General features: G+C 59.9%; 23 protein-coding genes. 12 read left to right on the forward strand and 11 right to left on the reverse strand.

From position 1 onward, the window contains the following. Positions 1-70 precede the first annotated feature (70 nt). Both ACIX9_RS07835 and ACIX9_RS07840 read right to left on the reverse strand, forming a co-directional pair. Positions 71-496 carry a DoxX family protein gene (locus ACIX9_RS07835; protein WP_013579942.1) on the reverse strand — a complete coding sequence of 142 codons (426 nt, stop codon included), beginning with the start codon at positions 494-496 and terminating at the stop codon, positions 71-73. A 33-nt stretch (positions 497-529) separates the two neighbouring features. Then, positions 530-1,441 carry an alpha/beta hydrolase gene (locus tag ACIX9_RS07840; RefSeq protein ID WP_013579943.1) on the reverse strand — a complete coding sequence of 304 codons (912 nt, stop codon included), beginning with the start codon at positions 1,439-1,441 and terminating at the stop codon, positions 530-532. Positions 1,442-1,498: 57 nt separating this feature from the next. On the opposite strand from ACIX9_RS07840, the gene ACIX9_RS07845 reads away from it, so the two are divergent. From ACIX9_RS07845 to carB, 4 genes are all read left to right on the forward strand, one after another. Next, on the forward strand, positions 1,499-1,810 hold the full coding sequence (locus ACIX9_RS07845; protein WP_013579944.1) for a Rieske (2Fe-2S) protein: 312 nt from the start codon (positions 1,499-1,501) through the stop codon (positions 1,808-1,810). A gap of 390 nt (positions 1,811-2,200) precedes the next feature. Continuing rightward, entirely contained in the window at positions 2,201-3,343 is a 1,143-nt protein-coding gene (carA, locus tag ACIX9_RS07850) for a glutamine-hydrolyzing carbamoyl-phosphate synthase small subunit (protein ID WP_013579946.1), read from the forward strand. 74 nt (positions 3,344-3,417) lie between these two features. Then, positions 3,418-4,059 carry an REP-associated tyrosine transposase gene (locus tag ACIX9_RS07855; protein ID WP_013579947.1) on the forward strand — a complete coding sequence of 214 codons (642 nt, stop codon included), beginning with the start codon at positions 3,418-3,420 and terminating at the stop codon, positions 4,057-4,059. A gap of 4 nt (positions 4,060-4,063) precedes the next feature. After that, positions 4,064-7,363 carry a carbamoyl-phosphate synthase large subunit gene (gene carB, locus ACIX9_RS07860; protein ID WP_013579948.1) on the forward strand — a complete coding sequence of 1,100 codons (3,300 nt, stop codon included), beginning with the start codon at positions 4,064-4,066 and terminating at the stop codon, positions 7,361-7,363. Between the two features lie 22 nt (positions 7,364-7,385). Here the strand turns inward: carB and ACIX9_RS26360 are convergent, their stop codons facing one another. Beyond that, positions 7,386-7,577: a hypothetical protein gene (locus ACIX9_RS26360; protein WP_198152178.1), complete on the reverse strand. Its 192-nt coding sequence runs from the start codon at positions 7,575-7,577 to the stop codon at positions 7,386-7,388. Between the two features lie 124 nt (positions 7,578-7,701). Here ACIX9_RS26360 and ACIX9_RS07865 point away from each other — a divergent pair, with 124 nt between their 5' ends. The 3 genes from ACIX9_RS07865 to ACIX9_RS07875 all read left to right on the forward strand — a co-directional run bounded on the left by ACIX9_RS07865 (position 7,702) and on the right by ACIX9_RS07875 (position 10,001). Next, complete coding sequence (locus ACIX9_RS07865; protein WP_232298817.1) at positions 7,702-8,160, forward strand: hypothetical protein; 459 nt, start codon at positions 7,702-7,704, stop codon at positions 8,158-8,160. Between the two features lie 180 nt (positions 8,161-8,340). Further along, positions 8,341-8,793, forward strand: a complete 453-nt coding sequence (locus ACIX9_RS07870) for a hypothetical protein (RefSeq protein WP_157477389.1) — start codon at positions 8,341-8,343, stop codon at positions 8,791-8,793. A gap of 197 nt (positions 8,794-8,990) precedes the next feature. Continuing rightward, positions 8,991-10,001 (forward strand): hypothetical protein, encoded by a 1,011-nt coding sequence (locus ACIX9_RS07875; protein WP_013579951.1) that lies wholly within the window; start codon positions 8,991-8,993, stop codon positions 9,999-10,001. A gap of 255 nt (positions 10,002-10,256) precedes the next feature. Here ACIX9_RS07875 and ACIX9_RS07880 read toward each other — a convergent pair whose 3' ends face one another. Next, positions 10,257-10,739 (reverse strand): hypothetical protein, encoded by a 483-nt coding sequence (locus ACIX9_RS07880; RefSeq protein WP_013579952.1) that lies wholly within the window; start codon positions 10,737-10,739, stop codon positions 10,257-10,259. 170 nt (positions 10,740-10,909) lie between these two features. Between ACIX9_RS07880 and ACIX9_RS07885 the strand changes: the two genes are divergently transcribed. Together ACIX9_RS07885 and ACIX9_RS07890 are read left to right on the forward strand one after the other, a co-directional pair. Beyond that, entirely contained in the window at positions 10,910-11,935 is a 1,026-nt protein-coding gene (locus ACIX9_RS07885; protein ID WP_013579953.1) for a dihydrodipicolinate synthase family protein, read from the forward strand. A gap of 170 nt (positions 11,936-12,105) precedes the next feature. Continuing rightward, complete coding sequence (locus ACIX9_RS07890) at positions 12,106-12,339, forward strand: hypothetical protein (protein ID WP_013579954.1); 234 nt, start codon at positions 12,106-12,108, stop codon at positions 12,337-12,339. Here the strand turns inward: ACIX9_RS07890 and ACIX9_RS07895 are convergent. The 7 genes from ACIX9_RS07895 to ACIX9_RS07925 form a co-directional block, all read right to left on the reverse strand. Then, positions 12,336-13,283, reverse strand: coding sequence for a tetratricopeptide repeat protein (locus tag ACIX9_RS07895; RefSeq protein ID WP_013579955.1), 948 nt, complete (start codon positions 13,281-13,283; stop codon positions 12,336-12,338). The genes ACIX9_RS07890 and ACIX9_RS07895 overlap by 4 nt on opposite strands. Positions 13,284-13,403: 120 nt before the next feature. After that, positions 13,404-14,249 carry an OmpA family protein gene (locus ACIX9_RS07900; protein ID WP_013579956.1) on the reverse strand — a complete coding sequence of 282 codons (846 nt, stop codon included), beginning with the start codon at positions 14,247-14,249 and terminating at the stop codon, positions 13,404-13,406. Then, positions 14,246-15,595, reverse strand: a complete 1,350-nt coding sequence (locus ACIX9_RS07905; protein WP_013579957.1) for a PD40 domain-containing protein — start codon at positions 15,593-15,595, stop codon at positions 14,246-14,248. Before ACIX9_RS07905 ends, ACIX9_RS07900 begins: the two co-directional genes overlap by 4 nt. Before the next feature lie 189 nt (positions 15,596-15,784). Continuing rightward, positions 15,785-16,564 carry a hypothetical protein gene (locus tag ACIX9_RS07910; RefSeq protein WP_013579958.1) on the reverse strand — a complete coding sequence of 260 codons (780 nt, stop codon included), beginning with the start codon at positions 16,562-16,564 and terminating at the stop codon, positions 15,785-15,787. Between the two features lie 432 nt (positions 16,565-16,996). Further along, complete coding sequence (locus ACIX9_RS07915; RefSeq protein WP_013579959.1) at positions 16,997-17,860, reverse strand: TonB family protein; 864 nt, start codon at positions 17,858-17,860, stop codon at positions 16,997-16,999. 206 nt (positions 17,861-18,066) lie between these two features. Next, positions 18,067-18,492: an ExbD/TolR family protein gene (locus ACIX9_RS07920; protein ID WP_013579960.1), complete on the reverse strand. Its 426-nt coding sequence runs from the start codon at positions 18,490-18,492 to the stop codon at positions 18,067-18,069. Between the two features lie 3 nt (positions 18,493-18,495). Beyond that, positions 18,496-19,266, reverse strand: coding sequence for a MotA/TolQ/ExbB proton channel family protein (locus ACIX9_RS07925; protein ID WP_013579961.1), 771 nt, complete (start codon positions 19,264-19,266; stop codon positions 18,496-18,498). 447 nt (positions 19,267-19,713) lie between these two features. Here ACIX9_RS07925 and recN point away from each other — a divergent pair, with 447 nt between their 5' ends. The 3 genes from recN (at position 19,714) to shc (ending at position 24,869) form a co-directional block, all read left to right on the forward strand. Next, a complete protein-coding gene (recN, locus tag ACIX9_RS07930) occupies positions 19,714-21,411 on the forward strand; it encodes a DNA repair protein RecN (RefSeq protein ID WP_013579962.1) in 1,698 nt (565 codons plus the stop codon). 357 nt (positions 21,412-21,768) lie between these two features. Then, positions 21,769-22,791, forward strand: a complete 1,023-nt coding sequence (locus ACIX9_RS07935; RefSeq protein WP_013579963.1) for a 4-hydroxy-3-methylbut-2-enyl diphosphate reductase — start codon at positions 21,769-21,771, stop codon at positions 22,789-22,791. Positions 22,792-22,847: 56 nt separating this feature from the next. After that, entirely contained in the window at positions 22,848-24,869 is a 2,022-nt protein-coding gene (gene shc, locus ACIX9_RS07940; RefSeq protein WP_013579964.1) for a squalene--hopene cyclase, read from the forward strand. Positions 24,870-24,883: the final 14 nt, after the last annotated feature.

Raw genomic sequence — 24,883 nt, forward strand, 5'->3', positions numbered from 1 at the left:
CACTTCTTTAAGACAGTGAAATGCAGTGTGGCGTTAGTGGTGAGGTAGTGGTGGGGCAGTGAGAAACCAGTTAGGAGAGGCCTAAGCGGCGATCGAGGGCGAGGGTGCCGGAGCCGGTGAGGACGAGGAGGAGGGCCATGGCGATGAGGGCGAGGGTGTACTCGGAGCCGGCGTAGCCGTGGTGGAGGTTGACCTTGATGAGGGCTACGAGCATGTTGCCGGCGACCATGAAGGCGGCGGATCGGGTAAGGAAGCCGAGGACGAGGCAGAGGCCGCCGAGGAACTCTGTGCAGACGGAGACGTAGCCGAGCCAGTAGGGGAGGCCGAGGGAGACGACGAAGTGGTTGAAGTAGTCGAATCCGCCGAGGGGGTTGGAGCGGTGGAGGCCGCCGGGTGGGATGAGGTGCTGGTAGCCGTGGTAGGTCATGGCGACGCCGAGGACGATGCGGAGGAGGCAGATGCCCCAGGGTTGGAGTCGGTTGAGCTGGCGGGTCATTTGGGTTGATTCTAAGCGATTTCCTGCGCGAATTTAGTGGAGGTATTCGTCAAGGAAACGTTGGATGACGGTGGGGAACTGAGGGTCCTGGGGGGAGATGAGGTGGGTGGTGCGGCTGGGGGCGTGGGCATTGCGGTAGAGGGTTTCCGGGGTTGCGTGGGGGGTGATGGGGCTGGGGCCGGTGGTGAGGAGGAGCTTGGGGGTGGTGAGGGTGGAGAGGGTGGGGGCGATGAGGAATTGCTCGTGGAAGAGAAGGGAGAGGGGGACGAGGCCGGCGCGGGAGTCGGCGCGGGCCTGGGTTAGGACGTCGGGGACGGCGGATTCGAGGATAACGGCGGGGAGCTCGGGGTGGCGGGCGGCAAGGGTGGCGGCGAGGGATGCGCCGAGGCCGACGCCGTAGGGGACGATGGTCTGGGGGCGGATGTGGCGGGTGTTGATGAGGTAGTCGAGTGCGGACTCGGCATCTTCGGTCATGCGCAGCTCGGTGGGGTGCTGGGTGCGGGCGCTGGCGCCGAAGCCGCGGTAGTCGAAGGCGAAGAGATTGAGGGGGAGGGTGTGGAGCTGGGTGAGGGTGGCGGCGTTGGCGGCGAGGCTGCCGGTGGCGTCGGGGAGGTAGAGGATGGTGCGGTCTGAGGGGGTTGAGGCGGGAAGGTAGAGGCCGGAGAGGGCTGGCTGGCCGGTTTCGGCTGCGCCGAAGCGGATGGTGGTGGCGTCGGGGAGGGTAAGGGCCTCGGTGGAGACGGTAGGGTGGAGGACGAGCTGCCATTGGCCCTGATAGACGAGGAGGCAGAGGGTGAGATAGGCGCAGATGAGTGCGGCGGCGATGGTGATGCCGACGGCTTTGAGGAGCCAGATAGGATTGACGACTTCTGGTGGGCCTGCGGGGGGTCGCGGAGGGTATTGACGAGGGGTGGGGACGTGCTTCTTCTGCTTAGGGTTTGCCATCTGGTTCCTCTGCGAGGGTAGCAGAGTGAGGTCGTTTAAGATGGAGGTGAGGTGCTTATGGCGCAGTGGGTTCGATTGTTTGGGGTGGGTGAGGGGCCGGAAGAAGGCAAGGTGATGGAGGCGGAGGTCGAGGGGGTTTCGATCTGCGTGGCGAAGACGGGTGGGGAGCTTTGTGCGGTGGATAACTGGTGTCCGCATCGGCGGGGGCCGCTGGGGCAGGGGTGGATGGAGGGAAACGCGGTGGTGTGTCCGTGGCACTCGTGGGCGTTCGATGTGAGGACAGGGATTGCGGACTATCCGGAGAAGGAACGGGTGGATGTGTTTCCGCTGAAGGTTGAAGGGGACGATGTGCTGGTGGACATTTCCTGAAGCCGGATTGCGATTTGAATGATTTCCACATGAGAATGGTTGGGGAAAGAAACTCTTTGCACTGATTGTGTGTCACACCCTATATGCTGCGAATGGCCCAACCGTGCGGACGGCTGCACGGTGGATCGTTGGAGGAGAAAGATATGAAGCTACGCAATCTTTTGCTCGCTGTATTTGGTCTGGTTGTGCTTGCCGGTTCCGTTATCCCGGCCAGCGCTGAGTACCACCACCACCGCCGTCATCATCACTATCACCATCGCTAGACTGCGGTCTGCAAGCGAGAGCGAAACCCGGCCAAGTGCCGGGTTTTTCTTTGCGTGGTTGTAATGAGAATGAGAGGTTTCAGCCTGATAGAATTGATTGAATCTACGCCAAAAAGCAGGAGATGCAATGCAGGCTGTGCTGGCGCTCGAAGACGGGCGCATCTTTCGCGGTAAAGGATACGGGGCCGCGACCGAATGCTCCGGTGAGGTGGTGTTCAATACCTCGTTGACCGGCTACCAGGAGATCTTTACCGATCCTTCTTATGCGGGTCAGATTGTCGTTCTGACGAATCCTCACATTGGGAACTATGGGACTACTCCGCATGATGCGGAGAGTGCGAAGCCGATGATCGAAGGGCTGATTGTGCGGGAGTTTTCGCCGATGAGCTCGAACTGGCGGTCGACCGAAGTTGCCGATGAGTATCTGGAGCGGAATGGGATTCCGGTGATCGGCGAGGTGGATACGCGGGCCGTGGTGCGACATCTGCGGGCCAACGGTGTGATGCGCGGCGTGATTGCCAGCGGCGAGAGCCTGGATGAGGCGGCGCTGGTGGCGAAGGCCAAGGCGATCCGCAAGATGGATGGGAACGATCTGGCTTCGGTTGTGACGACGAAGGTTATCTATGAGTGGTCTTCGACGGAGCCTAAGAATCAGACTGGCGACAAGTGGCTGCCGGCTGAGGACTCCGCCAAGGATAGCGACGAGATGCATGTGGTCGCGTATGACTTTGGGATCAAGGACAACATTCTGCGGATGCTGACGCGTGAGGGTTGCCGCGTGACTGTGGTGCCTGCTCGGACGTCTGCTGAGGATGTCATGGCGTTGAAGCCGGATGGGATTTTCTTCTCGAACGGGCCGGGCGATCCGGAGCCTCTGGACTATGCGATTGAGAATGTGCAGAAGCTGAAAGGACAGGCTCCGCTGTTTGGGATCTGTCTTGGGCACCAGATCTTTGGGCTGGCGCTTGGGGGCAAGACCTACAAGCTGAAGTTTGGGCATCACGGCGGGAACCATCCGATTCTGAATCACCGGACGGGGAAGGTGGAGATCACGGCGCAGAACCATAACTACAACGTCGATCCTGAGAGTCTGCCGAGCGATGTGGAGAAGACGCATACGAACCTGAACGATCAGACGCTGGCTGGACTGCGGCATAAGACCGATCCGATGTTCAGCGTGCAGTATCACCCGGAGGCTAGCCCGGGGCCGCATGACTCGCATTATCTTTTCAGGGATTTTCGGAAGATGATGGAAGAGTGGAAGAAGTAAGGCTTTGAAAGGGCGCGGCTTCAGCCGCGCCAATTTGTATGAAGAGAATGGGGCTTCAGCCCCCGAGGGAGCCGATGAGACCGACGCGCGAGGTAGCCACGAATAACGGGCAAACCTACTTCGTGACTTCGAATTCGGCTGGACGACAATGCTTTTTTCGGAATGAGCGGTGGGCTGATTTGTTTACCGCTAGCTTGCTTTCTTATAGGCCTGATCGGTTTGCGCTTCATGCGTTTACCGTGATGCCTGATCATTTCCATGCTTTGCTTACACCCAGAGATAGCCTTGAACGAGCGGTTCAGTTCATCAAGGGCGGGTTTTCGTTTCGGGCTAAGAAAGAGCTGGGATGGAATGGCGATGTGTGGGTTGCGGGTTTTTCCGATCATCGGATTCGAGATGTGGCGGATTGTGACGTGCATATTCAGTACATCGAGCGGAATGCGGTGAAGGCCGGAATTGTGAGTAGGGCAGAGGAGTATTTATATTGCTCGGCTTCGGGGAGATTTGAGTTGGATGAACTCCCTCGGGGGCTAAAGCCCGGTTTTGTGGTGGGCCTTGACGGCGGGGCTAAAGCCCTGCCCTTTCAAAGCAACGGACAAAGCAACAGCAGCAGCCAAAGCAAAAGCAACGGACGAAGCAACAGCAGCAGCCAAAGCAACGGCAACAACATGGATGGCGGGATGGATGTCGCGCCGCTAGAACGTAAGGAAAGCTAAGAAGATGCCGCGTAGGAATGATATTGCGAAGATTTTGGTGATCGGCTCTGGGCCGATTGTGATTGGGCAGTCGGCTGAGTTCGATTACTCGGGGACACAGGCTTGTAAGGCTCTGAAGGCTGAGGGCTATGAGGTCGTGCTGGTGAACTCTAACCCGGCTTCGATCATGACTGATCCTGAGGTGGCGGATCGGACTTATATTGAGCCTCTGACGACGACTTATGTTGAGGAGATTCTGCGGGTTGAAGTGGAGATGCTCGCGGCGTCCGGGAAGAAGGGGGTGTTTGCGGTGCTGCCTACGGTGGGTGGGCAGACGGCGCTGAATCTGGCGGTGGATCTGGCGGATTCCGGCGTGCTCGAGAAGTACGGCGTGGAGCTGATTGGGGCGAAGCTGGAGGCAATCAAGAAGGCTGAGGACCGGCTTCTGTTCAAGGATGCGATGAACAAGATCGGGCTGGATATGCCGAAGTCGCAGCTTGTGAACAATGTCAGCGATGGTCTGGCGTTTGCGGGGAAGATCGGGTTTCCGGCGGTGATTCGGCCGAGCTTTACGCTGGGCGGAAGTGGCGGCGGCATCGCCTATAACCGCCAGGAGATGACTGAGATTCTCTCCCGCGGCATCGATCTCTCGCCGGTCTCCGAGTGCTTGATCGAAGAGAGCGTTCTGGGCTGGAAGGAGTACGAGCTCGAGGTCGTACGCGACCTCAAAGATAACGTCATCATCATCTGCTCGATTGAAAACTTTGACCCCATGGGCGTGCATACGGGCGACTCGATTACCGTGGCTCCGGCGCAGACGCTGACCGACCGCGAGTATCAGGCGATGCGCGATGCGGCGATTGCGGTGATCCGTGAGATCGGCGTCGAGACCGGCGGCAGCAACGTGCAGTTCGCGGTCAATCCGCAGAACGGCCGCATGACCGTGATCGAGATGAATCCGCGTGTGTCGCGGTCTTCTGCTCTAGCTTCAAAGGCTACTGGATTTCCGATTGCGAAGATCGCTGCCCGCCTTGCGGTTGGCTACACGCTGGATGAGTTGCAGAACGACATTACCAAGGCCACGCCCGCTTGTTTCGAACCCACCATCGACTATGTCGTCGTCAAGATTCCCAAGTGGCAGTTCGAGAAGTTTCCCGGTGCGGACGAGAACCTGTCCGTTCAGATGAAGTCTGTCGGCGAGGTCATGGCGATTGGGCGGACCTTCAAGGAAGCGATGATGAAGGCGGTTCGGTCGCTGGAGACGGGCAAGAAGGCTACGGCGGATGACATTGAGCCGAGGCGTTTGACGCAGAGGCTGGTTACGCCGCATCCGGAGCGTTTGAGCTACGTGCGGTATGCGTTTGAGCGTGGGATGACGGTGCGTGAGGTCTCACGCATGACGGGGATGGACCCGTGGTTCCTGCACCAGATGAAGCAGATCACGGATGAGATCAAGGCTATCGGGTCTGCGACGATGGAGACTGTGACGGCTGAGGAGCTGCGTGCGGCGAAGCGGATGGGGATCTCCGATGAGCGGCTGGCTGCGGGTTGGGGGCTGACGGGCGCGGAGGGTACGGCGGCTGTTCGGGCGCTGCGCAAGAAGCTGAACGTGATGCCGGTGTACAAGATGGTGGATACGTGTGCGGGCGAGTTCGAGAGCTTCACGCCGTACCTGTATAGCTGCTACGACGAAGAGGACGAGGCGGCGCCGACGGGGAAGAAGAAGATTCTGATTCTGGGCAGTGGGCCGAACCGGATCGGGCAGGGGATCGAGTTCGACTACTGCTGCTGCCATGCGGCGTTTGCGCTGCGTGAGGATGGCTACGAGACCATCATGGTCAACTGCAATCCGGAGACGGTTTCGACGGACTACGACACCTCCGATCGGCTTTACTTTGAGCCGCTGACGCTGGAGGACGTGCTTGGGGTTTATGAGCATGAGGCGCAGAGCGGTGCGGAGATCGGGATGATCGTGCAGTTTGGCGGGCAGACTCCGCTGAACCTTTCGCTGCCGCTGAAGAAGGCCGGCGTGCCGATCATTGGGACTTCGCCGGAGTCGATCGACCTGGCTGAGGACCGGAAACGGTTCGGCAAGCTGATTGAAGAGTTGGAGATCCCTCAGCCTGAGGGTGCGCTGGCTACCAGTGTTGCCGAGGCTGTGGCGGGCGCGAATCGCGTGGGGTACCCGGTGCTGGTCAGGCCCAGCTATGTGCTGGGCGGACGGGCGATGGTGATCGCATATGACGATGAGGCGGTGATCAAGTACATGAGCACGGCGATCGAATACTCGCAGGAGCGGCCGGTGCTGATCGACCACTTCCTGGAGGATGCGACGGAGTGTGATGTGGACGCGCTTTGCGATGGCGACGATGTGGTCATTGCGGGGATCATGCAGCATATCGAAGAGGCTGGGATTCACTCGGGCGACTCTTCTTGTGTGCTGCCTTCGGTCGATTTGACGGATGAGGTCAAGGAGACGATTCGGACGTACACGCGGGCGCTGGCGAAGGCGCTGGATGTGATCGGGCTGGTGAATATCCAGTTTGCGATTCAGCGTGGCAAGGTGTTTGTGATCGAGGTGAATCCTCGTGCGTCGCGCACGGTGCCTTATGTTTCGAAGGCTACAGGCGTGCCGCTGGCTAAGATTGCAAGCCGTATCATGGTGGGGCGGAAGCTGAAGGAGTTGCTGCCGGAGTATGTGGCGAGCGGTCAGGATCTGGGGACGGGGTCGCACTACTTTGTGAAGTCGCCTGTGTTCCCTTGGGGCAAGTTCCCGGGCGTGGATACGGTGCTTGGGCCGGAGATGAAGTCGACCGGTGAGGTGATGGGCGTGGCGGATAACTTTGGCGAGGCGTTTGCGAAGGCGCAGATTGCCGCGGGCCAGGTGCTGCCGATGCAGGGGACGGTGTTCCTGAGCGTCAACGACCATGACAAGGATGGCGCGGTGAAGCTGGCACGACAGTTTGTGGAGATGGGGTTCCACCTGGTGGCGACGCATGGGACTGCGGCGGTGCTCGAAGAGGCTGGGCTGCAGCCGGAGCGGGTGTTCAAGGTGAAGGAAGGGCGGCCGAATGTCGTCGACTTGATCAAGGGCGACCGGATTCAGATGATCATCAACACGCCGCGCGGGCAGGATACGTTCTTCGACGAGAAGGCGATTCGGCGGGCTGCGGTGCTGGCGAGGATTCCTACGATCACGACGCTGGCTGCGGCCAGGGCTGCGGCTGAAGGGATTCAGTCGTTGCAGTCCGGGGAGTTGAGTGTGGTGGCCTTGCAGGAGTTGCATGCGTGTCGGGTGATGGAGACGGCTCAGGCTTTGAAGTAGGCTGAGTCGTCTTTGTGGGGCTTCAGGTCTGGCCAGTTTTGATCAGAGCGTTCATGCTGGCCGGACCAATCGACCATTTTTTGGGTGTTTGTGGGGATTTGTGGTGAGTTTTAGGCTTTGCTTCGGTTTTTCTACCTTTTTCTTTGGGTTTTCCGGGCAAAGGAGTGCGGCTTTGTGGTGAGAACTGCACCGCAAATGACCACAAGAACACCATACAGGCACCACAAAGTCACCACGAACCTGGAGGCCGTGATTACCGAAAACAACGACTTTCAGGGTGACTCGAACGTTTGCACACTTTATCAATCCGAGCAGTTCCGAGTCGTTATGATCGTGGGGTGCCTAAAAGCTCCGCAAGAGTTCTCGTCGCAGGGTTGATCCTTGGAAGCGTTCCCGGCTTGTATCCATCACGATTGCATCTTCTCGCCGATACTTCTCTCCTCGTTGGGGTGCTACTCATCGTCTTCGCCTCGTTGCGAGGTGGGTTGAATCAACCAAAAAGAGCATTGATTCTTATCGGCTATTGCAATCTAGCTTTCTGGCTCTCCTACGTCGTGTGGATGCTTCGACTAAAGATGGTGGGGCCTTCACCTGACATTGGGATCGACCCTTTCGCCGGAGTGCTTGCAGAGTGGTTTGTGCTGTTAGTCCTCGGCTCAGCCTATGAAGTGATTGTCTTTACACGGGGGATCTTCTCTCAACAGCAACGACGCATCGCACTGGTGGGAATGGGAGTCTTGCTTATCCAGATCCTCACATCCATTCAGGTCTCTTATCGCCTTTTGCAGGGGATCTAGACCGGACCTGCCGCAAAACGGGGTTGTCGGCAACTTCGAGCGCCTCAGACGGCCCAAAAAGTCGTCATTGCCGAAAACGACGACTTTGCGGGAACCTCGACGATTGCTCCGTCATCTGAACTTTTCGCTGGGGGGCCACACGGCGAAGGTGAACGAGTGGCGTAGGTGTATTCTCACAATGTGGCTTTCGACCCTCAATTAATCGAAGCACAAATGAAGCTCGGTACGATCCACCCAGAGGAGATGCCCGCTCTGGCTTGGGACGCGCTGGAGGCAGGTTTTGATGGTCCTTGCATCCGGAGGGTCGCAGCGATGATCAGACCTTCGGGGTGGGAAGTAGATCAGCAGATGCCTGGCTTTATGGGAGAAGCTGGCCTCAAGAACATTCCGCTTGAAGAAGCGTCGATCCGAGTAGCACGGCAACTTGCGAGCAGGATCCTGTCAGAGCGGCGGGACCCACTTGAATATTCTAAAGACTTTGAGCTGATCTGGATCCAATCAAACTATGCCAAAGCAATTCAGGATGTCGGGTCACTCGATGATCAGAAAGCTGTTGGTCTACAAACAGAGGCCAAACTTCGCGAGTACGCTCGCAGCCTGCTTCTAGAGTTGCTAGACAACCCTCTTCCTTAGCCAAGCCGACCTTGTCGTCACTGAACCCCGCATCGACTAAGTACAGCGTTGCGCCTTGGAACGGCGTTTTGAGCAACTTCGACCCGGTCGGACTGCCAAGCCGGGCGTGATTGCCGAAGACGAGACTTTGAGGGAGTTGACGGCTCCTATCTTCGTTCAAGAAGAACCGATTGTTTTGGCGCTGTAGAATCCCCGGTATGCTTCTGAAAAGTTTCCTCTTCTGCGCCTTCGCAATGATGGGTGCTGGCTCAGGTTTGGCACAGCAAGATATGGAACACATGGTGTTGAAAGTGGGCGGGGTTTACTACTTCGGCTACGGCGGTGTGGACCTGTCCAAGTTACGTGCGCTCTTGCCGTTACACGCGGGAGACAACTTCAGCTATGCAACGTTCGATGAAGATGAAGCAGCGGCTGCTGTGACCCACGTGACAGGCAAGCCGCCAACCGATATCAGCGAAGTCTGCTGCGATGAAGCCAAGAAGGTGACTTTCTATGTCGGCCTTGCGGGAACAACGTCTCGAACGCTGCCGTCAAATGTTCCTCCCACAGGTGCCGACCACGTAGCACCTGAGGCGCTTGCGCTCTACGATGCGGAGATGACAGCCCTCGGGCTAGCGATGGCTGCGGGGCGAAACGGCGAAGATGATTCGCAGGGTTACACGCTTTTGAATGATCCTGCATCCCATGCGATCAACCTGAAGATGCGTGCCTATGCCGTCGGCCGAGAGGCAGAGATCACGAGGGTGCTCGAACACGCCTCAAATGTCAAACAGCGGCAGGTGGCGGCGGCCTTGCTGGGGTATGTCCAGCGATCGTCAACGCAGGTGAGCGCTTTGGAACGGGCGATTCTGGATGCAGATGGCGGCACACGGAACAACGCCGTGCGGGCGCTGGCGGTTCTAGCTGCTGCCCAGGACGCCACACCGTTCGAGATTGATCCAAATCCTTTGATAGCGTTGTTGTACTCGGGGAAGTGGACAGATCGCAATAAAGCGAGCGCTTTGCTGAGTCGGATCACGGAAAAGGAAAATCCTGCGCTTTTAAGGGCGCTGCGGCAGCAAGCTCTTCCCGTTCTAATCGAAGGAGCCTCCTGGGACGAAGGGCATGGGATCGCGTTTGTCCTAATCCTTGGACGTGTTCTTGGTGTCACGCCGGGGAGTGTGAAAGAGATGATTGCGGCTGGGACATGCTGCGGCGAACGCAGATAGCGCTATAGGCTTCGTTCAAGAAAACGGGGTTTTGGGAAGTGTGGAGGAGAACGGTCGTTTGCTTCCGCAAACGATGCCCACCCTCACCGACGATAGGACCGTCGGTGAGGATGGGGCACACGGAGGTTGTGGTTTGTTGGTATAAACGGGGTTTTGGGAAACATGGTGAGACGGTCGTTTGCTAGCGCAAACGATACCCCACCCTATCCAACGATGAAACCGTTGTCTGAGGATGGGGCACCCGATTGTTGCGGGTTATTCGTCGAGGGCTAGTTTGGCGCCGATGGCGTAGCCGATCATGGAGAGGGGAATCCAGGTGCCGACGAGGAGTCCGTCGCCGCCCATGAGGCCGGAGCCGTTGCTGATGTCGAAGAAGGTGCGGTAGAGCTTCTCGGCGGCGCCGCATTTTTCGCAGAGACCGTTGCCGGTGGGGAGGTCGAGGACCCAGACGCAGATGATGGAGAAGAAGACCAGGCCGGCGATCCAGACGTACTTGGCGATGGGGTTGGGTTCGACCTTCATCATGATGAAGCCGACGACCATGGGCATCAGGAGCGCGAGGGCGGTGCCGAGGATCTTGGGGCCGCTGGCCTCGATGCTGGGGCCGGTGAGGGAGATGATGAAGACGACGGTGGCGAGGACGAGGACGGCGACCAGGGCGTGTGCGGCAAACCACATGGACTCGCGTCCGAGGTCTCCTGCGGACTTGCCGTGCGAGTATTCAAATTCATCGATCATGGCTTTGTTTATACGGTATCCGGGTGGATTTTTGTATGTCTTTCTTCGGTGTGAATCTGGGTTTGGCGCGGGTGGTCCTGAGTGGTTACGGAGGGAGCCGGGGAGAATTCGTTTTGGGTTTCGTTCCGGCGTGCAGGATGAGGGTACTCGCTGGCTCTTAGAATAGGAAGATGCTGCTTGAAGGAATCTTTCTGCCGTTGACGACGCCGTTCCGTCCTGAGGGACGGTTGTACCTGCCGAAGCTGGAATATAACGTGGATCGCTATAGCCGGACGCCGGCTGCGGGGATGCATATCCTGGGGGCGAATGGGGAGGCCGATGGGCTGACCGACCATGAGGCTTGCGAGGTGCTGGGAACGGCGATTGCGGCGGCGGCGAAGGAGAAGGTGATGATCGCGGGGGTGGGGCGGGAGAGTGTATTTGCGACGCTGGCGCTGGTGGAGGCTGCTGCTGCTGCGGGGTATGATGCTGTGTCGCTGGGAGGGCCTGCGTTTGCTCAGGACGGTGGGATGAGGCTGGAGGTTGTGACTTACTTTCAGGCTGTGGCGGATCGGTCTCCGTTGCCGGTGGTGCTGGTGAGCCGTGATGGGCGGGAGTTGGGGACGGAGTTGATTGGGGAGCTTGCGGGGCATCCGCAGGTGATTGGGGTTATCGATGATAGTGATCGGGTGGGGGAGATTGGGGCAGTGACTACCGGGGTGAGCCGGGAGGTTGAGGTTACGACCGTTTTTGCGGCGGCTACGGGGCGGATGTCGCGGAAGGGGGCGAGTGGGGATTTTGTTTCGGCGGCCAGCTTGGGGGGTGGGACTGCGCTTACTGTTGCGGCGGGGCCGGCGATCAAGACCCGTAGGAAGAAGGTTGGGTTCCAGGTGCTCGCCGGCAAGACTGCTGGGATGCTGGGGGCTTGGGAGAATGGGGCTGTGGGGGCGGTGCCTCGGCTGGGGGCGGCGGCTCCGCAGGCTTGTTGTGAGGTCTTTCAGGCTTGGAAGGATCAGGACCCGGAGTTGGCTCGGGTGAAGCAGGAGCGGGTGCTGGAGGTTGCGGGGCGGATGGAGGGGTTTGGTGGGGTGGCCTGGAGTAAGTATGGGGCAGATTGGAATGGGTATTTTGGGGGGCGGGTGCGGCTGCCGCTTCTTGGGCTTACGGGGGAGAAGCGCGGTGAGTTGGAGGAGATGTTGGGGGGGATGCGGAATTAGTTGGGATTTGTGGATTTTGAGGTGTTGGCGAGAAAAAGGGCATATGCCGAGCTTTCAGCCCTTGGGAGCTTTGCGATTGTGACCCAGGGCTTGCGCCGTGGGTTGGTATAGGCCGCGCTTTCAACGCTGGATTTGGGGGTTGGGATAGGGGATTTAGGACAAAAGAGAAGGTGTTGGGGATTGACGGGTTTGGTAGAGACAAGTGCAAGGGCCCGGGGCTAAAGCCCGCGTTTTTCTGGGCCCTTGACGGGGGGCTGAAGCCCCCCTCTAATCCGAACGGCAACGGCAACGGCAACGGCAACGGCAACGGCAACGGCAACGGCAACGGTAACAGCAAGAGCAACGGCAACGGTAACAGCAAGAGCAACGGCAACGGCAACGGCAATGACTTGTTGTGGGGTTAGGTGCGGGGGCGGGCGGGGACTCCGAGGGCGTTTAGTTTGGCGCGGGCCTGGGTGGCTTCCGGGGAGCTGGGGAAGCGCTGGATGAGGGCGCGGAGTTCGCGGACGCCGGCGTCGGTCTGCTTGAGCTCTATGAGGGCCTGGCCCTTGTGGAGGTAGGCGGCGGGGATCTTATTGTTGTCGGGGAACTGCTCGAGGACGCGGTCGTAGCTGCGGGCGGCGGTTGCGTACTTGCCGGCGCGGTAGTCGATCTCGCCGAGGTAGTAGTAGGCGTTGCCGGCGAGGGTGTCGTTGGGGTAGGCCTTGATGATGTCGCCGAACTCGGAGGAGGCTACGGGGTACTTGGCGGCCATGTAGTCGCCGTAGGCGGACTTGTAGAGCTCCTGGGCTGTGGGGCCGTCGGCTGCCTGGGGGATGGCGGCGCTGGGCTTGCCGCCGCGTGTGGTGGTGGGAGGCAGGGCCGAGGTGGGGGGGATGTAAGGCTGAGGCTGGGGTTGGGCGTCAGGCTGGGAGGGGGCGGGAGAGCCGGAGGCCGGTGCGTTGTTCTGGAGGGCTGCGCCGATGGTCTGCTGCTGGCTCTGGACGTCGTTGAGGATCTTTTCAAGGCGGACCATGCGGGCCTTGATCTCGTCGATGGAGTCGTTGATGCCCTGGACCTGACCGGAGACCTGGTCGGTCTTGCCGCCCTGTGCGTTCTGCTGCGCGGCGAGCTGCTTCTGGAGGGCATCTACGTTGACGGAGAGACGGTTGACGCTGTCTGCGGACTGCTGGACGAGGTCTTTGAGGACGCCCATGCGCTCGTCGTTGGACTGCTGGAGGCGGGCGACGGAGTCCTGGACCTCCTGAATCTGGGTCTGGAGGCGGATGGTGTCTTTGCTCTGCGCGAAGGCGGGGGCGATGGTGAAGAGGGCGGTCATACAGACCAGGGTCAGGCGGAGGTTTCGCATGGCTTGAACTCTGCTTTCTGAGGAACCGGGTGAGGGGATACTTCCCACCCTATCGCGATGAAGCTGCGAGAGGGTGGGGCACACGGGCCTTGTTTGGTTAGTTCAGGTTTGGTTCGCGGACTACCTGTCGATGCTGAACTGGGCGCGGCGGTTCTGCTGCCAGCAGGCTTCGTTGGCTTCGGTGCAGAACTGCTTTTCCTTGCCGTAGCTGATGGTGCGGATACGGTTTGCAGCTACACCGGCGTTGACCAATGCGGTCTTGGCGGCGTTGGCGCGGTTCTCACCGAGGGCGAGGTTGTACTCCGCCGAACCACGCTCATCGCAGTAACCGCCGACGAGGATGTGCAGGTTGGGGTGCTGGGACATGTAGGTTGCGGCCTGGACGGCGGCGGTCTGTCCGTCAGGGCGAAGCTCGATGCTGTCGTAGTCGAAGAAGACGTCCTGGACTGCGGCGTGGAAGGCTGCGTCGGTGACGTTGCCGCCGTTGGCTGCTGCGTCAAGGCCGCTGGTGGTGCCGCCTACGGGCACGCTGGAGGTGCGGACGGTGACGCGGACGTTGGCTTCGGTGGTGCCGCCGTCACCCTTGGCGACGAGGTGGAAGTTGGTGGAGTTCGACGGGGAGACGGTCTGGGTTCCGTTGACGTTGACCTGGCCGATGCCGTCGATGGAGACGCTGGAGGCGTTCATGGTGCGCCAGTTGAGGACGACGGTCTGGCCGAGGTCGATGGCGAGGGGGTCGGCGGTGATGGTGGCGGTGGGTGCGGGGATGGGGGTGTTGTCGGTGGTGTTGGTGGGTCCGAGGCTGCTGGGATCGATGCCGCTGTTCTTCTTATGGCATCCGGTGACCAGCGAGAGGCTTGTCCCGGCGATGGCGAGAAGGGTCAGGGTGCGAAGGGCGGAATGCTTGGAGAAGTTCAAGGTTTTAGGCTCCGTGTTGTGCTTGTTCAGTGTAAGAAGTGAGGTCATTTCCAGCTCCAGTTGGGCATGTCAGAGCCTGCGCCGGTGAGGGCGTGACGATCGGTTCCGTCAGCCAGCATGGTGAAGATCTTTGAGCTGCTGGCGCGGCCGTTGGGTGAGTTGGCGAAGACGATGTGGCGGCCATCGGGGGACCAGGAGGGGAAGTCGCATGGACCCATGTCATGGGTGAGCTGAATCCAGCGCTTGCTGGCGATCTCCATGACGTAGATGTCCTGGCCGCCGGGTGCGCCGGGGCCGTACTTGCGGTTCCAGGCGAAGGCGAGGAACTGGCCGTTGGGGGACCAAGAGGGCGAGGTGGCGTAGCCGCCGTCGGTGAGGCGGGTGACGCCGGAGCCGTCGGTTTCCATGGTGTAGAGCTGGGGGAGGCCGGAGCGGCCGCTGATCCAGGCGATCTGGGCTCCGCTGCGGGGGTTGAAGACGGGCGAGACGTCAGGGCCGGCGAAGCTGGTGATGCGGCGGCTGGAGCCTCCGTTGGCGTCTGCGATGTAGATCTCGTTGTCTCCGGTGCGGGAGGAGGAGAAGGCAAGTTGCTTGCCGTCAGACGACCAGGCCGGGGAGACGTTGGTGCCTCCGCCGCCTGCCGGGAAGGAGACCATGCGGTTGAGCAGGAGCGAGAACATCTTGATCTGGAAGCCGTCCTTGCCGAGAGACGAGAAGGCGAGGCGGGTGTTGTCCGGGGAGACGCGGGGGGAGACGGAGACGCTGCCGAGGGAGGTGACGGGATGCTGGTTGGAGCCGTCGTAGTCCATCTCCCAGATCTCCTTGTTGCCGCCGTCGAGATGGACGAAGTAGATCTTGGTTTCGGCGATGCCGTTGGTGCCGCCGGAGAGGCGCAGGATGATCTCGTCCGCGAAGCGATGGGCGATCTGGCGGGCTGCGTCTTCGCTGGCTTCCTCACCGTATTGCTTGGCGAGGACCTGGGGGAACTGGGTGTTTTTTACGTCGAAGAGGAAGCCGTTGACGGCCAGGCGGGTGCCGGTGACTCCGAGGGCTCCAAAGGCGACCATGGAGGCGTTGACCGGGGCACCGGACCATTGGGGGAGATTGATCTCTGTGGGTGAGCCGGGGGTGGCCTGCGGAGCCATGGACTTGGAGACCATGTCGAAGATGCCGGCGTTGTGGAGATCGTCGTAGAGGACGGTGTCGAAGGTGTGGCGGAGGGCGTCGTTTTTAGGGTCGAGCGTGCCGGACTTGAAGTTGGCGGTGGCGAGGCGGATGCGATCCGCGCCGCTACCGGAGAGCTCCAGCTTGATGTCGCCCTGGGCGTGAAGGGTGGCGGTGAGGAGGACGAGGAGGGCGGCTGCGAAGAGGCGGAGATGAGGCTTGGTTTGCATTCGTCTCTATGGTAGACGGAAAGGGGGGTGGGAAGACAGCGGGAGTGACATTCGAGGGTATCTAGGGCAATACCGCTTTGGGGGGATTTTGGGGGGTGGAGGGCTGGTGAAATTAGGTGTGCAAGGCTCTAAACGAGGCAGTTCAGGTCTGGAGTTGGTAGTGTCCGAATTTCGCTTCTGTTACCAGTGCTATGTGCATTCCAAGTAGGCCTCGTTACCCACTACGGAAATCGGTTCATAAGGATCATCGTCCATTGCGATGCAATATCGACTGTGCCGACGTTTTGGAGATATTCCGTCAAAATATGTGACCTGTCCATAAGTGATATGGTCGACGTCTGTCATCTGAAGATTTTTCTTCGTAGCATCGTAAAACCTCTCCATTCTGGTCCACTTGGGAGCTATCTTTGCGACAATCCAAGCCTCGTTAGGAGCTAACCACTCCTGAATACCCTCAAGGTCATTTCCATAATCGGGAGGCATGGCAGTAAGATCAGCCAACCTCATGGTGGCGTAGATAGGTTTGCTGATCTCTATCTTTCGCGCCGGAACCCGTCCATAATTGACGATTTTCAAAGTGAGCATTTCGCCGCTCTCATCCATTTCTGCCTTGAAAAGTAAAATAGCTCTTTCCGCGTTTATGACGGATTGAACGTTAAGAAGAGCAGCTTCAGCAGATACACGCGTGAAATAGCTTTGTTCAGCGATAGCTACCATTGTCACGAACAGGCCAATTACCCCTATCCCGCTTGGCCATCCAAACACCAGATAACCGAATGCCCAAAGTGACGAATCGTGTTCGGTCTCTTCGACGTTTTCTTTAGCATCTGGAGCGCCAGGTTTGGCTCGCGGTTGCTTTGTCTCTTCTATGTTTATGGATTTGGCATATTGAGAATCATTCTCGTGATGGACGGTTACGATACCCGACAGCAAAAGAATCGCCACCGCAAACCAGAGATATTTCTTCATCGTTGGGGAAATTTATCACAAAAACAGCCCACGGCCCGGATTCTCTTTTGGACTTGAGCGGCGGGGCTAAAGCCCCGCCCTTTCAAAGCTAGTGGTGCCCTTCAGACTACGCATACCGATCTGGGGATGTGCGGACGGGTGTGAACACACAATAGCAACGACAAAGACTAATACGGAGGTTCTGAGCTTCGCTCAGAATGACGACGTAAAACGAACAACGGCAAAAAACAAGCAAAGACAAATTCGGGGGTCCCTCCATTCCGGCGCAAAAGCGCGCCTCCGGTCGGGATGACCTCTTGTTTTGAGTGAGATGGTCGATGTGCGGGATGGGCGAAGATTTTTGTTGTTACAGCCCACGGCCCGGATTCTCTTTTGGACTTGAGCGGCGGGGCTGAAGCCCCGCCCTTCAAAGCGAGCCGTGCCCCTTGAAGGCTATTGGGCGTGGAAGTCGAAGGAGAAGTCTACGGAGATGTGGTCGCCCTGGGGTAGGGGGCCGAAGCCGTCTACGCTCTGGATGGCTCGGAGGGCGGCGGCGTCAAGGGAGGAGGAGCCGCTGCGGGTGTTGACGCGGGCTTCGGTGGGGGTGCCGTCGCGGTTGATGGTGAAGGTGATGGTGGCGCGCTTGCCGTTGGAGGAGCGGGCGTCTACCTGCTGTTGTTGCTGGAGCCACTGCTCATTAACCTTCTGGCTGATGAGGCGGATGTAGTAGGCGTAGCGGTTGCCGAAGCTGCGCTCCTCAACCGTGATGGCGGAGGTGCCGTTCTTGAGCTGGGTGGTGGATTGGGGGATGGCGGTGGCGCTGGTCTCGCCGGTGGTGGCTTTGGGGGTTGGGGGCGGTGGGGTGGCGGGAGCGCGACGGGGCGGCTCGGGGGTCTCGCGCTCAGCGACCTTGGGGGTCGGCTTTGGAGGCGTGGCTTTGGTCGGGATGAGGACTTCTTTGGGCTTTGGGGGTGGCTCGGCCTTGGGTTTTACGGGCTCGGCCTTGGCCTTGGGGGGGATGGGGGTTGGGGGTGGTGGGGTGGGGGCTATGCTGGGCTTTTCCGTGGCTAGGACGGACTCTTCGATGGGCTTGGGACGGGGGGGGAGCGGGAGGGCGGTGACCATGCTGGCCTGGATGGAGCCGGCGATGGGGCTTTCGTCGCCCCAGCGCTTGGTGGACGGGCGGAGGTAGGCGTAGCCGATGACGAGGGCGATGATGCCGGCGTGGACGCCGAGCGCGAGGGCGAAGCCGCCTTCGCGGGGCTTCTTTTCCTCGGGGGTGGTGTCGGGACGGGTTGGGAGGTGGTCGGTGGGCATGGGGCGGTGGTTAGTGGGTGGTGGTTAGTTCTCAGTTCTCAGGGGTGGCGGTTTGGGCTTGGGAGAGAAGGCCCGGGGCTGAAGCCCGGTTTCTTCTTTGCCTTTGACGGGGGGCTGAAGCCCCCCTCTAATCCGAACGGCAACGGCAAGTGCAACAGCAGATTCCCTTCGGGAATGACAAACAAAATGACGAACGGTAGACGAGGTTACTTTTCGTAGGGTTGGGTGACGATGCTGATGTTGGTGATGCCGGCGGATTTTACGGATTCCATGACGGTGGCGAAGGCTCCGAAGGGGACACGTTCGTCGGCGCGGACGTAGACGGTTTTGGTGCTGGGGTCCTTTTCGTTGACCTTGAGGCGGGTGCCGAGGTCGGCTACGTTGATGGGTTTGTCCTGGAGGAAGACGTTCTGGTCTTTATCGATGGTGATGACGACTCGCTCGTCCGTCATGGTGGAGGTGGCGCGGGTGTGGGGGATGGCGACTTCAATGCCCGATTGCAGGACCGGGGCGGTGAGCATGAAGATGAGCAGCAGGACGAGGACCACGTCCACGAGGGGCGTGATGTTGATGTCCGCCATGGCGGTCTGGGTGCGGGTCTTGCCTCCGGCTCCGCGGGCTGAGAAGGCCATGGGTTACTGTTGCCTCCGGCGCTCTTCAGGCGCGCCTGGGTTCATGGGCTGGAAGGCTGCGGCGTTCTCGATGGCGTTGAGGAGCTCGCGGCCGAAGTCGTCGGTGCGTGCGGCGAAGTCGCGTAGCTGGGAGGTGAGGTGGTTGTAACCGACTACCGCGGGGACGGCTACGACGATGCCGGCGGCGGTGGTGATGAGGGCCTCCGAGATGCCGGGGGCGACGGCGCGGAGGGTGGCGGTGCCGCTTGCGCCGAGGCCGTGGAAGGCGTCGATGATGCCCATGACGGTGCCGAAGAGACCGATGAAGGGGGCGATGTTGGCGATGGTGGCGAGCCAGGTGACGCGCTCTTCCATTACTGTCAGCGCTTCGCTTGACGCCGTCGCCGCGGCGCGCTCGAGGCCGTTGGGATTCTTGGGGAGGCCGCGTCCGTTGGTCTGGCGGTAGTACTCGTCGTTGATCTCTGTGAAGACTGCGACGAGGGGTGAGGGGCGGAACTGCTCGGCTACGGCGGAGATTTCAGAGAGGCGGCCGGATTTGCGGAAGGCTCGGAGGAAGCGCTTGGACTGGGTGTTGGCGGCGCCGAAGCTGCGCCATTTGGAGATCATGACGGTCCAGGAGAGGAGACTGGCGAGGCCGAGGACGATGAGCACCGTCATGGCAACGGGGCCGGAGTTGTGGAGCATGTCGCCGAGTGCGCTGGTGTGGGCGGGGGTGATGGGTGCGGGGGCGGCTAGATCTGAGGCGGCGGTCTGGAGGAGAGTGAGGAGGGTCATAGTTTGATCTGTTGTTCTTCTGTAATTCTATGGATCAGTGTATCTAGGGTGAGACGGTGTGAGGGGGGAGTTGGTGATTTGGGGGAAGCGGGGGAGATACCCCGGGGTGCGGGCGCGCAGGAACGATCCGAGGGAAGAGCAACGGCAAGTGCAACGGCCAAAGCCAATACGGAGGTTCTGAGCTTCGCTCAGAATGACGAACTTAAAACAAACAACGGCAAGGGCAAAAGCAACCGCAAAAGCAGCTACAGAGGTTCTGAGCTTCGCTCAGAATGACGAACTTAAACAAACAACGGCAAGAGCAAGTGCCAATTCGGGGGTCCCTCCGCTACGGCGGCAGATGCGCGGCCTTCGGTCGGGATGACCTCAGATGTTTTTCAAGGTTGAAGAGAAGACGGTGGCTGACGTGCTACGCTTTGCGCAGCGAAGGTGAGGCGAAGCGAAGGTATGTTGCTGGAGTTGCGTGCGGAGAACTATGCGGTCATCGATCGGGCTGCGGCGCGGTTTGGCCGGGGGCTGAATCTTTTGACGGGTGAGACGGGGGCGGGAAAGTCGATCCTGATCGATGCGCTGGCGCTGCTGCTGGGTGGCAAGGCTTCGGCTGACTTTATACGGCATGGGGCTGAAAAGGCTGTCGTGGGGTGCGTGTTCGAGGCTACGCCGGGGGCGATTGCGGTGCTCGAAGCGAATGGGATCGATGCCGACAGCGAGAGTGAAGGGATTCTGCTGCGGCGGGAGATTGTGGTTAGCGGCAAGGGCAGGGTGTTCATCAATAATCAGCCGGCGACCGTGGGGGTGCTGAGGCTGCTGGCTCCGGAGCTGGCGCTGGTGCATGCGCAGGGGGAGACGCTGGGGGCTTTCGATCAGGCGCAGCAGCGGATCTTGCTGGATCGGTTTGCGGGCTGCTCGCTGGAAGAGGTGGGGAAGGCGTATTCGGCCTGGCGGGGGACTGTGGCGAAGCTGGAGGAGATGAACTCGGCTGAGCAGGACCGGCTGCGGATGGCGGATCTCTGGCGGTTTCAGAGTATGGAGATCTCTGACGCGGGGATTGCGGGTGAGAGTGAGGATGCGGAGCTCGAAGGCGAGAAGCGGGTGCTGGCGAATGCGGAGAAGCTGTATACAGCCGCTATGAATGCGCATGAGCTGCTGTATGAATCTGAGGACTCTGCGGAGACGAAGCTGGGTGCGGCTTTGAAGCTGGTGGAGGAGTTGGCCCGGTATGACGCGCGATTTGTGGAGGCGGCGGGGCAGTTGGCGGCGGCGAAGGCTACGGTCGAAGATTTGAGTGCGACGGTGAGGGACTTTGCGGAGAATGTGCAGAGCGGGCCGGAGCGGCTGGCGGAGATTGAGGATCGGCTGGCGGTGCTGGACCGGCTGAAACGGAAGTATGGCAAGACGCTGGCGGAGGTGATCGCATTTGGGGAGAGTTCGGCTCGGTCTTTGGCGGAGGTGGAGAATCGTGACGCGCTGCTGGCGGAGTTGAGGGTGGTGGAGGCGAAGCAGGCGGAGAGTTATTGTGCGGCTGCGGGAGAGTTGACGCGGGTGCGGGGTGAGGCTGCGGCGAAGCTGGAACGGCTGGCGGAGAAGCAGATTAATGACCTGGCGATGAGTGTGAGGTTTTCCATCCAGGTGCTGGCGAATGAGGAGCGGGTGCATTGGGGCGCGGGGGGCTGGGATGAGGTTCGGTATCTGATTGCGACGAATGCGGGCGAGCCGCTGAAGCCGCTGGAGGAGATTGCTTCGGGCGGCGAGATGTCTCGCGTGATGCTGGCGCTGAAGGTGACGGTGGAGGAGGGTGTCGCGGGGCGGGGGAGTAAGCGGAAGACGGCGCTGCCGCGGACGCTGGTGTTCGACGAGATCGATATTGGGATTGGCGGGCGGGCCGCGGAGGCGGTGGGGCAGAAGCTGAAGATGCTCTCCCGGACGCAGCAGGTGCTGTGTATTACGCATCTGCCGCAGATTGCGGCGTTTGGGGATCTGCACTTTGTGATTGAGAAGAAAGAGGTTGGGGGGCGGACGCAGACGAACATCCGGCAGATGGAGGATGTGGAACGCGTGAACGAGGTGGCGAGGATGCTGAGTGGGGCGAAGCTGACGGAGACGAGTCTGAAGCATGCGCAGAGTTTGATCGACGCGAGCCGCTGATGGGGCGGTGACATCTCGGGGTGGTGTGTCGGCATCCCAACAGACGAACGTGAATCCCTGGAGGAACACAATGTCTGAGACGAAGAAATGTGCGCACGAGACGTGTAGCTGTATGGCCGCTGAGGGCTCGAAGTACTGCTCGCCGTTCTGCGAGGATTCGGTTGGGAAGACGACGCTGGGGTGCGATTGCCCGCATTCTGGTTGCAGCGGACACATTTAGGGGCTGGATTTGGTCTCTGGCGATGCCGGAGGGCGCTAAAAGGTTCACTTTTGAACAAGTTTCATAGGGACAGAGGATGCACCGTAAATGGTTCATCCTCTGTCCTTGTTTGTTACGGAAGCGTTATACTGGGAGGCGTGACTGCCTCTACTCTTGACCACGTTAGCAACGACCAGGGTGCCGATCAGGCGCCTGTGACCAAACGAGTTCTTCTCCTGAAGCCGCGTGGATTTTGCGCCGGCGTCGTACGCGCGATCGACATTGTGCAGATTGCGCTGGAAGCGTTTGGTGCGCCGATCTATGTCCGTAAGGAGATCGTCCATAACAGCTATGTTGTGAACGACCTGGCTACCAAGGGTGCGATCTTCGTCAATGAACTGGATGAGGTGCCTGAGGGCGCGCGTGTGATTTATTCGGCGCACGGGGTTTCTCCTGCTGTGCGTGAGGCGGCCAAGGCTCGTGGTCTGAAGGTTGTGGACGCGACCTGTCCGCTGGTGACAAAGGTGCATGTGGAGGCGATCAAGTTCGCCAAGCAGGGGTATTCGCTGGTGCTGGTGGGGCATCGCGACCATGAAGAGGTCGAGGGCACGCAGGGTGAGGCTCCGGATGTGACGCAGGTGGTCTCGACGCTGGAGGAGGTTGAGGCGCTGGTAGTGCCGGACCCGGATAAGGTGGCCTACCTGACGCAGACGACGCTGTCTCTGGATGAGGCGCGGTACATGATCGAGGCGCTGAAGGTGAAGTTCCCGAACATCGTTGGGCCGCATGCGCAGGATATTTGCTATGCGACGGAGAATCGCCAGGTGGCGGTGAAGAACGTGGCGCATGGTGCGGACCTGGTGCTGGTGGTGGGGTCGCGGAACAGCTCAAACTCGAACCGGCTGGTTGAGGTTTCTAAGAATCTGGATACGAACTCTTACCTGATCGATTCCGCCGACGCGATTCAGCCGGAGTGGCTGAATGGCGTGAAGACGGTTGCGGTGACTGCGGGTGCTTCGGCTCCTGAGGTGCTGGTGAAGGATGTTGTGGAGTATCTGCAGGCGCAGGGCTTTGGCGACGTGGATGAGGTTGAGGTGATGCCGGAGAATGTGCGGTTTGGTCTGCCGCCTGAGATCGTTCAGGCGATTGCCTCGGCTCCGAAGCCGGCCGTGGTTCAGTAGGTCTGGATAGCTTGGTTTACGACCACCTCGATGAGGTGCAGAGAGTTTTGAAATCGATGAGTGCAGCAACACCAATCAATCCGGAGGCCACAAAACAGCCGCGCTTCGGCCGGATTGACCTTGGGCTGGAAGTTATTGCGAATGGTATCAAACGCTCCGCGGAGTGGCTGCTGGGACTGCAGCATCCGGACGGGTACTGGTGTGGGGAGCTGGAAGCGGACTCGATGCTGGAGTCCGACTATATCTTTGTCCATACGCTGCTGGGGACGGGCGATCCGGGGCGACTCTCTCGCGCGCTGAACGAGATTCTGCGGCACCAGAACGACGATGGCGGATGGAGTTTGTATCCGGGTGGGCCTTCCAATGTGAACTATGGGGTGAAGGCTTATCTGGCGCTGAAGCTGATGGGTTATACGGCCGATCATCCGGTGATGGTGAAGGCTCGGGAGTGCGTGCTGCGGCTGGGTGGGGTGGTGGAGTGCAACACGTTTACGAAGATCTACCTCTGCGGTCTGGGGCAGTATGACTACGATGCCGTGCCGGCTGTGCCGCCGGAGATCGTTCTGTTTCCGGACTGGTTCTACTTCAATATCTATGAGATCAGCGCGTGGTCGCGTGCGATCCTGGTTCCGCTTTCGATCATCTATGCGAAGAAGCCGTTCAAGAAGCTGACGCCGGAGCAGGGGATCGACGAGCTGTTTGTGGGTGGACGCGCCGGGGCGAACCTGAGGCTGCGTTGGGATAAGAAGCATCCGCTTTCGTGGCGGAATGTCTTTCTGTTTCTGGATCGTGTGGCTCATCTTGCAGAACGGGTTCACATTCGGCCGCTGCGGTCGATTGCCTTGAAGAAGGCCGAGCGTTGGATGCTGGATCACTTTGAGCGTTCGGACGGGCTCGGGGCGATCTATCCGGCGATGCTGAATGCGATTGTGGCTTTGCGCTGCCTGGGCTACTCGGCTGATGACCCGCAGGTGATCCGGGCGATGGATGAGTTTGAACGGCTGGGGATCGATTGCCCTGAAGGTACGCCGGACTATCCGACTCCTACGTTCCGGATGCAGCCTTGCTTCTCTCCGGTGTGGGATACGGCTCAGGTGCTTTCTACCCTGGGTGACTGTGGGTTGCCGCGTAACGACGAGCGGTTGGTGAAGGCGGCGGACTGGCTGCTTTCGAAGGAGATCCGCTACAAGGGCGACTGGTCGCACACGGTGAAGAATGTCGATGCAAGCTGCTGGTGCTTCTTCTTCAACAACGATCATCAGCCGGATGTGGACGACACGGGCGAGGTGTTGCTGGCGCTGAAGGCTGTCGATAATCCGCGTGAGCGTTATCAGCATGAGACGGCGCAGCGTGCGATCGAATGGGTGTTTGCGATGCAGTGCAAGAACGGCGGATGGGCGTCGTTCGACAAGGACAACACGAAGAAGATCTTCGAGTCGATTCCGTTTGCGGATCACAATGCGATGATCGATCCGCCGAGCGTGGATATCACGGGGCGCATCCTGGAGATGCTGGCCGGCTACGGATATACGCGGCGAGATCCGCGGATTGAGAAGGCGGTTCAGTTCATTCTGCGAGAGCAGGAGCCGGACGGATGCTGGTTTGGCCGCTGGGGTGTGAACTATCTGTATGGAACGTTCCTGGTGCTGCGCGGTCTGCAGTCGATGGAGTACGACCCGTATGAGCCTGCGGTGCAGCAGGCTGCGGAGTGGATCAGGATGGTGCAGAACTCCGACGGCGGCTGGGGCGAGACGTGCGGGACGTATGACAATCCGAGTTTGAAGGGCACCGGGCCTTCGACGCCTTCGCAGACGGCATGGGCTTTGTTAGGGCTCCTCGCGGCGAACGATACGCGGTCGGATTCGGTGGCTAAGGGTGTGCGTTGGTTGATCGATCGGCAGCACGAAGACGGTAGCTGGGATGAGTTGGCTGCGGGCCGTAACGGCGAGAGCCATTACACGGGGACAGGGTTCCCTACAGTGTTTTATCTGGGTTATCACCTGTATAAGCAGTATTTTCCTCTGCTTGCGTTGACGACGTACAAGCAGGCGATGGAACGGGAATCAGCCGCGGCCTAGTTGGCGTGGCAGTA

The organism is Granulicella tundricola MP5ACTX9 (assembly GCF_000178975.2).
Classification (GTDB): domain Bacteria; phylum Acidobacteriota; class Terriglobia; order Terriglobales; family Acidobacteriaceae; genus Edaphobacter; species Edaphobacter tundricola.